The organism is Psychrobacter sp. SC65A.3 (genome assembly GCF_025642195.1).
GTDB classification, from domain to species: Bacteria; Pseudomonadota; Gammaproteobacteria; order Pseudomonadales; family Moraxellaceae; genus Psychrobacter; species Psychrobacter cryohalolentis.
The window spans coordinates 1,764,945-1,778,394 of record NZ_CP106752.1 but is presented as its reverse complement, the minus strand read 5'-3'; the positions used below and the strand labels follow the sequence as shown (position 1 = coordinate 1,778,394).

Genomic DNA, 13,450 nt, shown 5'->3' with positions numbered 1-13,450 from the left:
CATAAGACAAGGAAATGAAAAATGGACATTAAAGCCCCCGATTTGGGTGTCGATAGCGCCGAAGTCAGTGAAATTATGGTTGCAGTTGGTGATGTCATTGCAAAAGACGATAATATTATTTTACTTGAGTCAGATAAGGCTTCAGTTGAAGTGCCAAGCTCTGCTGCTGGTAAAGTGACTAAAATCAGTGTTGCGATTGGTGATCAAGTCAGTGAAGGTATGGTGCTAATCGAGCTTGAAAGCGAGACTGACAGTCAAGATGACAATCAAAGCCTAGAAACACCTGCTGCTGACACTCAAGAGAAACCTCTTGATGCTGAGCAAGAAGAACTGCAAAAGGAAGAGCAGAGCGATAAGGTAGCCGTTGAGTCAAATACCGATCAACCTGTTGAGCAAGAAGCAACAGCGACCACGCATGCGCTCCCAGATTTAGGCGTCGATGAAGCGCAAGTATCTGAGATTATGGTCAGTGTCGGCGATATGGTCACTGCTGATCAGTCTATCTTGCTGATCGAGTCAGATAAAGCGTCGGTTGAAGTGCCAGCGCCACAAGCCGGCAAAGTTGAGAAAATACTGATACAAGTAGGCGATATGGTTGCCAATGGTCAAGACTTTATAGTCATCATTGGTCAAAGCTCAGACAATGCTAATGCTACGAGTGAAGCCAAAGCACCAGTCGCTCAATTGCAAGATTCAAAACCAGCAGTGAGCGAGCAAAAGACTGATTCAAGTCAGGAAGCTGCTAAACAAGCCACGACTGCGCATAAACAAGTTGCTAGTACTACTGCAAAAAGCAGTACAGGTAATAAGCTGACTGAAGCACAAGTCAATGAAAAAATGGTTGATGTCTATGCTGGTCCCGCCGTGCGTAAACTTGCCCGTCAGTTGGGTGTGGATATTAGCCAAGTAACAGGTTCAGCACTGAATGCACGTATCTTAAAAGAAGATTTGTTTGCTCATGTGAAGCAAAGCTTGACGACAAAACAAGCTGCACCCGCTACTGGAGCCGGTGTATCTAGAGCCAGCTTACCAAGCTTACCTGATATGAGTAACGTTGAGATTTGGGGCGAAACAGAAACCCAAGACTTAACTCGCTTGCAAAAGGTGTCGATTCCACAGCTGAATTACAACACTTACTTGCCACAGGTGACGCAATTTGATTTGTCTGATATCACTGAGACAGAGCAGCTGCGTAGTGAGCTTAAAGGCAATATGAAAGCTGAAGGTGTTGGACTGACAATTTTAGCCTTTATTGTCAAAGCAACGGCTTATGCATTGACCCAGCATCCACGCTTTAACAGTCATCTAAGCGATGACAATACGCAAATTATTCTTCGTAAAAGCGTAAATATGGGGATTGCAGTAGCAACAGATGATGGCTTAATCGTGCCAGTGATTAAAAATGCTCACGAAAAAGGTATCAAGCAAATTGCGATTGAAATCGGCGAATTGGCCATCAAAGCCCGTGATAAAAAGCTAAGTACTAAAGACTTGCAAGGCGCAAGCTTTACCATCTCAAGTCAAGGCATCTTAGGTGGTACGGCGTTTACGCCATTGGTAAACTGGCCACAAGTTGGTATTTTAGGGGCATCAGAAGCGACGATGCAACCGAAATGGAATGCTGATAAGCAAACTTTTGAACCGCGCTTGATGTTGCCATTGTCATTATCATATGATCATCGTGTGATTAATGGGGCTGATGCGGCAGTATTCACGCGTTATGTTGCAACATTGCTTGCTGACCCGCGTCGTATCTTGCTATAGGTTTTATTCTTATTTAAATTTTATATAAAAGAAAGACTATCTTCGGATGGTCTTTTTTATAGCTGTTATTGCAACAAATGATAGATAAATAATAGACACAAAAAAGCCAGCAACTAAGCTGGCTTTTTCTATTTATGATATTAGCTCATAATTCTGCTAAATTAGAACTGTTTTACAAAGGCAACGCCATAAACCCAAGGACTGATATCGATTTTGCCAATGTCAGTACCGTTCAAAGTAGCGTCAGTTTTGATGTCCATATAACGGGCATCAATACGGAAAGACTCAGTGGCAGCAAATGGGATATCAAGACCGATATGACCAGCAACACCAACGCTATCATCAAGCTTTAATTCAGTACCTACAACATTTGCTTTTTCTTTAAAGAACATCGTGTAGTTTACACCAACACCCACAAACGGTTTTACATTCATAGGTAGGTTATAATCATCGAAGTGATATTGTAGAGAAAGCGTTGGTGGTAAATGCTGAGTTCTACCAGTGATCTCATTATTTAAGGCATCGGTTAAGGTAAAGTCATGATGAAATGGAATGGCAGCGAGTAGTTCAACACCAACGTTATTAGCGATAAAGTATTCACCACTGATGGTTGGACGGACATCGCCATCAACATCTACAGCATAGCTTGTGCCCCCTATAGTGACATCACCATTATCATTTTTAGGATCAACATAATGCGCACCAGCGGCAACTGTCCAAGTGCCTGCAGGTACAGCAAAAGCAGTGGTCATAGTAAGTGCAGTAGCAGCGGCTAAAACTAGGGATTGTAGTTTCATCGTTTAATTCCTCAACGTTTAGATAATGGTCGCTAGCTCATGAGGGATGTCATAAGTTAGCAACATATAATGTTAGGCTAGGGATTAACCTGTAACATCTGCTATCTATTATAGTACAAATACCTTACTAGTAGTAAGGTTTTAAGCGGAACGTTCAGATGTTTATGCGTAAAGTTACAATGAGAAAGGTTTGGATACGTTAAAGTTTATGGCATAACCTATTTTGATTGTAGGTTTTTGCTATTATTGATATGCCATTATTTTATAAAGGGATCGGTTATCTATTATGCTTGGCTACTGTAGTAATTCTCCACTGCGCTGTGACAACGCTCTCTCATTGATAGTGTTAGACCAAATAGATTCTTGTTGCCCGATCTGTGGCTTATCCTTGCTACCTGCCCAAAAACGTAGTCATGAGTGGCGCGCTGAAGAGCGGTTATTGCGCATAGCGTTTTTCGCCGTTGCTATCATATTGGTCTTGGTTGTCTACATTTATTATACAAAGTTAGTATAATCAGACTCTCATAACGGCTTTTTTGTTCATCCAAGCTCGGTGTTACACCGCATAGGGACGGCATGCTATTTCAATCTATACGGCGCTTGCGTCTTTTTGTCTATAATATTTTGCAAAACGATGAGCATGATACGCTCTTTAGTCGCTGTGTTGATTATTTCCTTATTTTTTTAATTATGGCAAATGTCACTGCGGTGATTGCAGAGTCTGTTGATACTTGGTACTACCCTTATCAAGAATACTTTACGTGGTTTGAAAATTTTTCTATTGTGATATTTTCTATTGAATATTTGCTTCGCATATGGAGCGTTGCTGAAGCCAAGCCAAGCAATACTACATGGCGACAGCGCTGGGATTGGCTAAGAAGTCCATCTGCATTGATTGATTTGATTGCCATTGCCCCTGCCTTTTTGAACTTCTTTGTCAGTATAGACTTGCGTTTCTTGCGTATTTTACGTTTGTTTCGTATTCTTAAATTGACTCGTTATTTTGCCTCATTGCGTATTTTGTTGGTGGTTATTAGTAAGGAAAAAGGCTCTTTCCAAGCGGTTATTTTTATCTTAATAATTATGATTGTGACCGCTTCTAGTGGTATCTATCTAGTAGAAAATCATGCACAGCCAGAAGAGTTTGAATCGATACCAAAAGCCATGTGGTGGGCGGTAGTTACTCTAACAACGGTAGGTTATGGCGATGTGACGCCGATTACCAATGCTGGCAAAATATTAGGCGCTATTATTACTATATTGGGCGTTGGTTTAGCAGCGTTACCTGCTGGTATTTTGGCAACCGGCTTGGCAAATGAGCTCAGTCAGCGCCGTGAAGAGCTTGAGCAGGATTTCAGGGGACAGCTGATTGATAGTGATTTTGATTTGGTTCAAAATCAGATGATGATTGAAAAAATCCGCCGCGAGCTGGGCTTAGATAAAGAACAAGCGCAGGATATTGTGCTGCAAGTGCTGCGTGAGCAAGAGCTTGAGCGCCGTGAAAGAGACGTGCAGCAAAAGAATTTTTGTCCACATTGCGGTGAGCGCTTATAGTAAAGGACTATAGTCAGGGAAAAGCAATATTGATACATCAAGTACTGCTGATATTAATTTTCCTTGCTTGCTGTGCCTACGCAGGCAAAGGCTGCAAAAAATTTATACCAGCAGTACTGTAGCGTTTTTAAGATATTTTAACTATGCCAGTTATCACGGGCTTTCTTCTGTATCGAATCGCCTATATAGAATTAAAAATGGTCAATGGCTTTGTATAGCGATTGACCATTTTTAATTAAGCGCGGCACATCCTTTTAGCTATATATGGCTTGCGGGATCGGTAGGGCACGAGCCAATTCATGCGCCACTTGTTGCGCCGCTATTGCCAAATCTGTTGCAGGGAGTGGCAGGTTCTGTAACGTTAGATGCCAGTCATCTACTTCTCGGCGCAAATGGGCAACCCACAGCGTCACGCAATCACGTGGCAGCTGCTTTAAATTGACCTCAAAAGAGCGGTTACCTTCATCATCGCTGAGATGAATCTCGCCTTTTTTAACTCTGGTAAAAGGTTGTCCGTAATAGGAGTTGGCAATCAAAGCAATATGCGTGATATGAGCAGGGATTTCATCCAGATATAGTCTGATTTGCTCTTGATCAAGCGGTGCAAGATACATCGCTTGGTCGCCGCGGTCTTTACCATTCAAACTATCGCCTTGATGGCATATCGATTCGGCTTTGTCGCGCAGCTGCTTAAACCAAACGATATCGCTGATGGTGCAGTTGTCATCATATAATACGCAAGCCAAATCAAGATCCATGGAGTTTGCATTTTTATTAAAACGCTTCTTTAATTTTTTAAATAAGCCTGTCTGCTCAACCTTGGTAAATTCATAATTGAGACCAAAAAACAAAGTTCCTGCGTCCAAACCCAACCCTCTTAAGCTGTCTGAAAGTAGTGGCGATGGGGTAGTGGTCGACATAATTATCCTTTTGATACTTGGTTTTTTTATGAGTGAATTAGGTAGATGTAGAAGCTATAAAAGTGCTTGTAAGAATGGCTTAAAAATTTAGATATCTTCCACTGCTTTATCTAATACCGCTTGATAAAGCAGCTCTGGTTTGGCATTCAGCAGCCCATTACCAAAACCTCGTAACCACCAAACCAGCTGAGAAGTTAGATTCACCGTTGCTTGTATGGTTAAGGTTTCATCGCTATTGATAATAACAATTTGGTCATCACTGAGCTTACTTTCTGTTAAGCTTTTGCCAGCTTGTTTGGTAAATTGTAGCTCAATCGCTGTATATTTGCCATGATTGGGTAGTTGGCGGAATAAGGGGTGGCTAAAGCCCATACCACCTGCATCCAGATAGTTATCCAACTGAAAATTATCAGGCGTTTTTGCTGCGCTCTCTAATATCTCAACACTGGCAAATCGATGTAGGGCAAAGGTGCGAATGATAGTTTCGCTATCATCAGTGCGGGTCGCGAGCAGATAAATAATCACCCCACGCTGAATAATAGCAATAGGGTTTAAGGTATATTCGCTGGCTTGGGATTTGTTGCTACGGGTATAGCTGGCTTTGATTTGTAATTGATAAAATAAAGCATGATAAATATTATCTTTACTGTCCAAATCAATGTGCGGCGCAATCAAAGGCTGGGTCGCGGGTTCAATACGAACCCTATCAATCCATGAATGGGTTACTTTGCTGTTTTTAAGTTGGCGACGTGCCAAATCAAACCAAGGAAATAACTCATCTAAAATAACTGGCGGTAGCAGCTGGCTTAGATTGGCTTCCACCATATTAAAGGCAACCGCTTGTGATAGATTCATATGCGGCAAGCTTTGTAGCGGCGCATCGTCTTCCCAGCGCCAACCTTGTGGATTGGCGTTATTTTTTTCGATAGGAAAGCGTTTGGCAAGGGCGTTTAAGTCGCGCTGTACTGTGCGCAAACTGATATCAAAACCTGCCAGTATCAGTTGCTCATAAACATGAGTGGTGCCGACCCAGCGATTACGTTGTAATTGCGACAACACTTGCCACTGCCGCGCTGTTGTCGCAGCGCCATGACGACTATCGGCTGCATCATCAGCGGCTTTATTGTCTGAAAGTGCAACAGCGTTTGCTTGCTCATCAGTAGCCTGTTGATTGTCGCGATTATCGTTGTCAGTATGAGCAATGTCGGTATGAGATACAGTCATGAAAAGATAACCTTTGTAATGTCACGATTATAAAGTCAGTGGGTTATTCACATTAGTATGAGCATGAAATGACATCAGCAGATGGTTATTATATAGCATTGCAGAGAGCACCCTAATATCTAGCGTGCTTCATCTATAATAACTTCTTCTACGATAGTGTCGTTATCCTCTTTAATAAGCTGTTCTTTAATAGCCTTTTCTTTGTTAGAGACTTTATTCTTATCTTCTTTTTTTTGGCGTTTGGCTTGGCGTTTCTTTTTGGCTTTCTTTTTTGATTTTTTATCGTCAATATCATCATCTGTGTTTTGGTTTTCATCCCATAGCATCAAACGACTTAAGACTTTACCAAACAACGTCTCTTTGCGGTAGCGACTTTTCTTATTCACTGTATCGACAGGTAATCCCGTCATTAATGTGAGCGCTTCACTGAGCGTGTGCACCCCATATATATGAAAGCTACCTGCTTTTACAGCGGTAATGATATCGTCGCGCAGCATAAGCTGTTTGACGTTTGCCATAGGAATGACCACGCCTTGCTGTCCAGTCAATTCTTGCTCGCGGCACGCATCAAAGAAACCTGCAATCTTGGAATTGATGCCGCCGACGGCTTGTACTTCACCAAGCTGATTCATAGAACCTGTAATCGCAAGAGATTGATTGATCGGTACGTTTGCTAAGGCAGATAATAGCGCACAGCCCTCACTGACAGTCGCGCTATCACCATCAATATGCGCATAGCTTTGCTCAAAAGCCAGTGAGGCACTAAAATTTAGCGCATGGTGCTGACTAAATAATGCTCTTAAGTAGCTGGTCATGATCAGCATACCTTTGGCGTGCAAGCTACCGCCCAAATCAACATCACGCTCGATATCTAGGATTTCACCCGTACCGATATTTGGCTGAATGACCGCTGTGAGACGGGCAGGCATGCCAAATTCACTATCGGCATAGCTTACCACTGTTAACGCGTTGACTTGCCCAACTGCCTCTCCTTGGGTTTGAATAAGCTGCTGACCGTTTTTGAGCTCATCCCAATAGAGGTCGCGCAAATATCCTGAGCGCTCATCCATATCTTCAATAGCTTGCACCACATGCTTGGCACTAACGATATCCTGTCCGCCTAAACGCGCATGGCGATTGGATTCATGCAACAGCTTAATAAGCAAATCACTGTGCAGACTTAGACGGTCTTGATCCTCTGCTTGCAGACTTAAATGCTCAAGTAGAGCAGCTTGTGCCCTTCTATCAAATGGATAAAGATTGGCGTAATCGATGATGTCTGCCATCTTTCCCACCAACGCGAGCTCGTGCTCATGAGTACGAACCACATCATCGTGGAAGTCAGCACGTACCTTAAATACCGCATCAAACTCCGGCTCAAGCTCCAGTAATTCGTAATACAAATCAGCTTCACCCAATAAAATGACCTTGATATTAAGATCAATGGGCGCAGGCGATAAGGATAAGCTACCTGTTAAGGTCAGCATTTGCTCAAGACTTGAGAGTTTGATTTTACGAGACTGTAGTGCACGCTTAAGACCTTGCCACGCATAAGGATGCTCAAGCAGATGACTGGCTTCAAGCAGTAAGTAACCTCCATTAGCACGATGTAAAGCGCCGGCACGAATCATGCTGACATCGGTCGTAACCGTACCTAATTGAGTGATCTGCTCTACATGACCTAATAAATTTAAGTGAGTAGGCAAGTCTTCAAAGATAACGGGCGCACCACTATCAGGCTCATGACTGCTAATAACATTGACCGCATATCTACTAGGCGTCGTGGCGAGCAATGCCGTTACAAACTCTTCATCATCTCCATTAACGATACGCTCGACATGAGTAACCATATCGGCAAAGACTACTTTCAGATACTCAACGACCAGTGGTTGAGCACTGAACTGCTCATAAATAGGGGTAAATAACGGCTGTAGTGCTCGCTTGGCAATATTGCGATGTAGCGACTCGATGGCATCATTGGCTTCATCTTCTAATTGCTCTAAAGCAATCGTCAGCTGACTCAGACGTTTTTGCATATGATTTTTTTGAGCAAAATTATTTAGCTCAGTTTCATATTCACTAACGTGTGCGTTATTGTCAGCCTTAATATCGCTCTCATCGGTGCTAGCGGTTGCCGCTTCCTTATTGTCATTGATAAGGGTATTGTTTTTATGACTATTAGAGAGTTTGTCTTCTTTATCATCCATATCGCTCGTTTCTGTTGCAAGCTGGCTTGGATGAACAAAAACGGCTTTATTATCAAACGGCCGAAACGTTAACGCTAGATCATACTGCTTGCCCTCAGCATTGAGCACATCATAGGCATGACTTTCCTTTTGATGCGTGTCATTTTTGATGGCTTCTATCTTACTTTGATATTGGTCGCTGCGAAAGCGCTGGCTTAGTCTTTTTTTGGCTTGTTGCCACAAAGTATTGACTTGATGTTGCAAGACTGCGGCCTGACCAGCAGGTAAGCGCAGTGCCAGTGGCGTCCGAGGATCAGTGAAGTTATGTACATATACCCAATCATCCGGCGTCGGTGCATCGGCTGCGATAAGACTGAGCAAGCGACTAATCACCGTGCGTTTACCCAAACCATTCTCGCCAGCCGCAAACACATGATAGCCACTAGCATGAATATCGAGTGCCGTATGCAATGCCTTAAGCGCCCGCTGTTGCCCAAAACCAATATCTAAATCTGGTGCGCTACGAGTATCGGCTGGCAGCAGACTGGGTTTACTATAGCGCTTAAGCTGGTTTGTCGCGACGAGGCAGCGCTGACTGACTTCTATGAATATAGGGTGAGGTGTAATAGGCGCATCAGTAGCGTTAGGGTTATTTTCTTTTTCTACCGACTTACGGACCGTTTTTTTACGTTTTAAGCTTTTATCCAATTTCTTTTTATCTAAGGAATTCTTATCCAATGATTCCTTATTGGCTGAGGGCTCTTTATGGGGATGCTTGTCACTTGAGTCACTAATAGGCATCATAGCCTCTGCGGTATTATCGCTAATGTCTTGTTGGTCTTTATTCAGGGGTATGTTTGTCTGTTCTGTCATAGGAATAGGGTCAGTCGCTTAAAAATATTAAATGGTGATTGATTTTGGTTTTTTTGATGGGGCAATGGATACATTAGCATTTATAGTAATAGAACATCTTACAAGATATCGCTGTTTTTTAAAGCAGTCATTGAGCGCAATTTTGTATCATGAGCGATTATGTCTTAGCGAATAAAAGTTTACTAATAGTAATTATAAAACAATAATAGTAGAACAGTTAAAGAAGAATAACAGCTCAATATAGGCGTAGATAGTATAAGATGACGCACATTGGCGCAATCTGCAACTATTCAATGAGCAGCCTGCATGATAAAATAGACGGTTCACATGTCAAAAACGGATAAACCCTTGTATGTCAGACTCCACTAAATCTTCTTTATCCTCTGCTAACATGGGTAATATTCATATTGATCCGACAGGCTTCGTAAAGCTTGGCGCACAATTACCGACATTGGCGAATATCTTAGCGCAAGCAATAGACGAGTTGGGTCTAACATTGAGTGCCCAGCAGCAGCGCAGCTTATTATTGTATTTAGACCAGCTTTTATTATGGAATAAAGCGTATAATCTGACCGCGATTACTGATCCGGTAGAAGCACTTATCAAACATATTATCGATTGTTTGGCTATTATAACCCATTTACCCTCGGGGTCGCTGCTCGATATTGGTACGGGCGCAGGTTTGCCGGCAGTGATTATTGCTATTTGTCAGCCTGAGCGCTCATGTACCGCGCTTGATAGCAATCAGAAAAAAATCCGCTTTATTAAGCAAGTGAGTAGTGAGCTTGGTTTGAGTAATATGCAGCCTATCGCATCGCGTATTGAAGCGCACGAGGCAAGCTATGATGTAGTTACTTCTCGAGCATTTGCCAGTTTGATAGATTTTGTTGCAGTTGCCGAGCCGCGATTGGCAGATAATGGCTATCTATGTGCGATGAAAGGCAAAGCGCCAAGTGAAGAAGAGTTAGACGCTTTAAGTAACGATTGGCAGTTTAAGACCATTAAATTAAACGTGCCACGTTTACATGATAGTCGTCATTTAATTGAATTGTCTTATAAAAATGTCTAAGCTATGAGCACAGCATTTACCATGAAACTATCTTTTTCATGGTAAATGCTGTGCTCATGTTTATGTTTTCAGTAAAAGCGCGTGTTAATAAAATTAGTAACAGATCCTAATTAAATTGAGTGAGTGTATGGAAATCATAGCGATTGCGAATCAAAAAGGCGGCGTGGGTAAGACCACAACGGCGGTAAATTTGACCGCCAGCTTGGCTGCCAAACGCAAGCACGTACTGCTCATTGACTTAGACCCACAGGGTAATGCGACCAGTGGTACGGGTGTGGATAAGAATGAGTTGGCACTGACGATAGCAGATGTGCTCCTTGATGGGGTGGCTTTATCTGACGCTATTGTTGGCAGTCCGGCAGGATTCGATGTCATCGGTGCCAATCGTGATTTGGCGGGTATGGACATCACTTTGATGAGCAAAACCAACAGCCATGAGTTATTTAAAACAGCAATGGCAGATTTAGTTGATGCGCAAATAGCGGCACAAAAACTTGCCTATGATTATGTGATTATAGACTGCGCGCCCAGCTTAAATTTATTGACAATTAATGCGTTGGTGGCGACTGATAGCGTTATTATTCCGATGCAATGCGAGTATTATGCGTTAGAAGGCTTGGCAGATTTGTCTCAAACGATAGAACGTTTAACAGAGTTGAACCCTAAGTTATATATTCGCGGTGTGGTCAGAACGCTATTTGATGCACGCAATACGCTCGCCCGTGATGTGTCTGCTGAGCTGGAAGCGCACTTTGGTGAGATCATGTATCAAACCATTATTCCAAGAAATATCCGTTTGGCTGAAGCGCCTGCGCATGGTCTACCGGTCATTGCTTATGAGAGATGGTCAAAGGGCGCACGTGCTTATCAGAAATTGGCCGCTGAAGTCATGAAACAAAGTCGATAGTTATGTGGTTATAAGAGAAAATGATCGATTATAAAAAATAATGGATCACTGGAGTAATCAGCCAGATAACAAAATTGTGCACATCGTATTTATTATTCAATTTAAAACATTTGGCTTTTATTTGAGCGTTAGAGGATAGGTAATCATGGCGAAGAAAAGAGGGTTGGCTGCCAATCGAGGTTTAGACGCCTTATTAGGGTCAATCAAAAAAGAAAAGCAAATCACCGCCTCTGCCTTGCAAGACGATATAGCTGTGCGCGAGCAGGCTTTACCCGCTGATCCAATAGAGACAAAAGCGACGGTCAAAACTACCGCTAATGCAAAATCTACTGCCGCTTCTGAGTCAAAAGATGCCAATCAACGTAAAGCTCGTACACCGCGCACAATAAATAAAAATACTGCCAATGGCAATCGTGTGAACGTGAGCGAAAGTAACGGATCTGAAGACCAAATCAGTTTGGTGCAAATCGATGTTACCCGTTTGCAGGCCGGTAAGTATCAACCGCGGCGCGACATGAGTGAAACGGCACTGGCAGAATTGGCATCTTCTATCGAACAGCATGGTGTCATGCAGCCGATTGTCATTCGTCCATTACTCGCCACAGAAGATAAAAGTGAAGCTTTTGTTACTCACGAGATCATCGCCGGTGAGCGCCGCTGGCGTGCGGCGAAAATGGCAGGCAAGTCAGTCATTCCAGCGATTGAGCGTGCTTTGTCAGATGAGCTTGCGATTGCCCTCGCATTAATTGAAAATATCCAGCGTGAAGATCTATCCGTGATTGAGCAAGCAGCAGCATTACAGCGTTTTCATACTGAATTTGGTATGAGTCACGCTATGATTGCTGAAGTCGTGGGTAAAGCACGTACTACCGTATCAAACCTTCTGCGCTTAAACCAGTTGCACGACACGGTCAAAGATCACCTAGCTACTAGCGCCTTAGATATGGGTCATGCGCGTACGCTTTTAGCGTTATCATCTGAGCAGCAGCCTATCATTGCTCAAAAGATTATCGATGGAGGTATGACCGTACGCGAAGCTGAAAAGCTTGTTAAATCTATTTTGCAGCCAGCGCCAAAAGCCAGTCGCACCGAACAAGTACAGTCTCGTGATGTTGAGCGTTTGACGCAAAGATTGACAGATATGCTCGGCGCTGAAGTGAAGCTTAAGCATAAAAAAGACGGGCAGGGTAGTGTTGAGATATTCTTCCACAGTCAAGATCAATTAGCCGCTTTAATTAAGCATATGGAAGCACAGGCTTAAAATATTGCGTGTGTATTTAATCTAATGCTTATTTAAATAATCTTGATGACCGCTATTTTTATCAAAATATAAAAGAGAGTTGATATGTGGGAGTTGGTAAAAGCGGGTGGTTGGCTGATGACACCTATTGTATTGTGCTCTATTTTAGCATTGGTGATTATTATTGAGCGTAGCCATACCTTACAGTTTAACAAGGTTGCCCCAAATAGATTGCGTGAGCAGCTGATTACTCGCCTTCGTGAAAATGGTGACATTGGTCGTACGCAGCTGATGAATGTCAAAGAAAAGACTGCGCTAGGTGATATCCTAGCAACGGGTTTGCTCTATCGTCAATACGGCTTAGAGTCGATGACGATGCATATGCAAAATCGTGCAAGCGTACAAGTACATCAATTAGAAAAAAACATCAATATGCTTGGTACTATCGGAGCGATTGCCCCTTTACTTGGCCTGTTGGGTACAGTACTGGGTATTATCTCATCGTTCTTAGCGATTACTGATGGTGCGATGCAAGACCCAACGATGCTTGCTGCAGGGGTGTCGCAAGCTCTGATTACGACTGCGGCCGGCATGATAGTTGCCATCCCAGCGTTGGTAGCCTATCGCTATTTTCAGCGCCGTATCATCGATATCAATGCGCAATTTGAAACCCAAGCAGGATTGATGGTTCAAGAGTTGTACGATTATCAACTGTTAGAAAACACCCATATTCCTAATACATCTAAGCAAGTTACTCATGCTGCAGTAGATGCTAGCATAAGAGATCAGCACTCAATTGACGGATTTGGTTTAGATAAAACGGCAACGGCTACTCTATAGTTGTATTTTTAGCAGCGCCATAATGGCATTGTGAAAACGCTATATTGGTCAGATTAGTATCGAATATCACGACTAT

At 42.8% G+C, this 13,450-nt stretch carries 10 protein-coding genes; 6 read left to right on the top strand and 4 right to left on the bottom strand.

Going from position 1 to position 13,450, the window contains the following annotated elements; genetic code table 11:
- Positions 1-21: 21 nt before the first annotated feature.
- Positions 22-1,764: a 2-oxo acid dehydrogenase subunit E2 gene (locus OEG80_RS07500; RefSeq protein ID WP_263240135.1), complete on the top strand. Its 1,743-nt coding sequence runs from the start codon at positions 22-24 to the stop codon at positions 1,762-1,764.
- A gap of 161 nt (positions 1,765-1,925) precedes the next feature.
- On the opposite strand, the gene OEG80_RS07495 is transcribed toward OEG80_RS07500, so the two are convergent.
- Positions 1,926-2,561 carry an OmpW/AlkL family protein gene (locus OEG80_RS07495; RefSeq protein ID WP_011513389.1) on the bottom strand — a complete coding sequence of 212 codons (636 nt, stop codon included), beginning with the start codon at positions 2,559-2,561 and terminating at the stop codon, positions 1,926-1,928.
- A 576-nt stretch (positions 2,562-3,137) separates the two neighbouring features.
- Between OEG80_RS07495 and OEG80_RS07490 the strand changes: the two genes are divergently transcribed.
- Positions 3,138-4,115, top strand: coding sequence for an ion transporter (locus OEG80_RS07490; RefSeq protein WP_149408577.1), 978 nt, complete (start codon positions 3,138-3,140; stop codon positions 4,113-4,115).
- A 254-nt stretch (positions 4,116-4,369) separates the two neighbouring features.
- Here OEG80_RS07490 and OEG80_RS07485 read toward each other — a convergent pair whose 3' ends face one another.
- From OEG80_RS07485 to OEG80_RS07475, 3 genes are all read right to left on the bottom strand, one after another.
- Entirely contained in the window at positions 4,370-5,035 is a 666-nt protein-coding gene (locus OEG80_RS07485; protein WP_020443261.1) for a TerD family protein, read from the bottom strand.
- 87 nt (positions 5,036-5,122) lie between these two features.
- Entirely contained in the window at positions 5,123-6,259 is a 1,137-nt protein-coding gene (locus tag OEG80_RS07480; protein ID WP_263240134.1) for a helix-turn-helix transcriptional regulator, read from the bottom strand.
- 119 nt (positions 6,260-6,378) lie between these two features.
- Positions 6,379-9,318: an ATP-binding protein gene (locus tag OEG80_RS07475; RefSeq protein WP_263240132.1), complete on the bottom strand. Its 2,940-nt coding sequence runs from the start codon at positions 9,316-9,318 to the stop codon at positions 6,379-6,381.
- Positions 9,319-9,670: 352 nt separating this feature from the next.
- On the opposite strand from OEG80_RS07475, the gene rsmG reads away from it, so the two are divergent.
- The 4 genes from rsmG to OEG80_RS07455 all read left to right on the top strand — a co-directional run bounded on the left by rsmG (position 9,671) and on the right by OEG80_RS07455 (position 13,374).
- Positions 9,671-10,387, top strand: coding sequence for a 16S rRNA (guanine(527)-N(7))-methyltransferase RsmG (gene rsmG, locus OEG80_RS07470; RefSeq protein ID WP_263240130.1), 717 nt, complete (start codon positions 9,671-9,673; stop codon positions 10,385-10,387).
- Between the two features lie 127 nt (positions 10,388-10,514).
- A complete protein-coding gene (locus OEG80_RS07465; protein WP_263240128.1) occupies positions 10,515-11,294 on the top strand; it encodes a ParA family protein in 780 nt (259 codons plus the stop codon).
- 145 nt (positions 11,295-11,439) lie between these two features.
- Entirely contained in the window at positions 11,440-12,555 is a 1,116-nt protein-coding gene (locus OEG80_RS07460) for a ParB/RepB/Spo0J family partition protein (RefSeq protein ID WP_263240126.1), read from the top strand.
- 84 nt (positions 12,556-12,639) lie between these two features.
- Positions 12,640-13,374, top strand: a complete 735-nt coding sequence (locus tag OEG80_RS07455; RefSeq protein ID WP_020443267.1) for a MotA/TolQ/ExbB proton channel family protein — start codon at positions 12,640-12,642, stop codon at positions 13,372-13,374.
- Positions 13,375-13,450 lie beyond the last annotated feature (76 nt).

Coding starts and splice junctions, on each gene's coding strand:
- OEG80_RS07500 (WP_263240135.1), top strand. CDS start 22: ATGGACATTAAAGCCCCCGATTTGGGTGTCGATAGCGCCGAAGTCAGT.
- OEG80_RS07495 (WP_011513389.1), bottom strand. CDS start 2,561: ATGAAACTACAATCCCTAGTTTTAGCCGCTGCTACTGCACTTACTATG.
- OEG80_RS07490 (WP_149408577.1), top strand. CDS start 3,138: ATGCTATTTCAATCTATACGGCGCTTGCGTCTTTTTGTCTATAATATT.
- OEG80_RS07485 (WP_020443261.1), bottom strand. CDS start 5,035: ATGTCGACCACTACCCCATCGCCACTACTTTCAGACAGCTTAAGAGGG.
- OEG80_RS07480 (WP_263240134.1), bottom strand. CDS start 6,259: ATGACTGTATCTCATACCGACATTGCTCATACTGACAACGATAATCGC.
- OEG80_RS07475 (WP_263240132.1), bottom strand. CDS start 9,318: ATGACAGAACAGACAAACATACCCCTGAATAAAGACCAACAAGACATT.
- rsmG (WP_263240130.1), top strand. CDS start 9,671: ATGTCAGACTCCACTAAATCTTCTTTATCCTCTGCTAACATGGGTAAT.
- OEG80_RS07465 (WP_263240128.1), top strand. CDS start 10,515: ATGGAAATCATAGCGATTGCGAATCAAAAAGGCGGCGTGGGTAAGACC.
- OEG80_RS07460 (WP_263240126.1), top strand. CDS start 11,440: ATGGCGAAGAAAAGAGGGTTGGCTGCCAATCGAGGTTTAGACGCCTTA.
- OEG80_RS07455 (WP_020443267.1), top strand. CDS start 12,640: ATGTGGGAGTTGGTAAAAGCGGGTGGTTGGCTGATGACACCTATTGTA.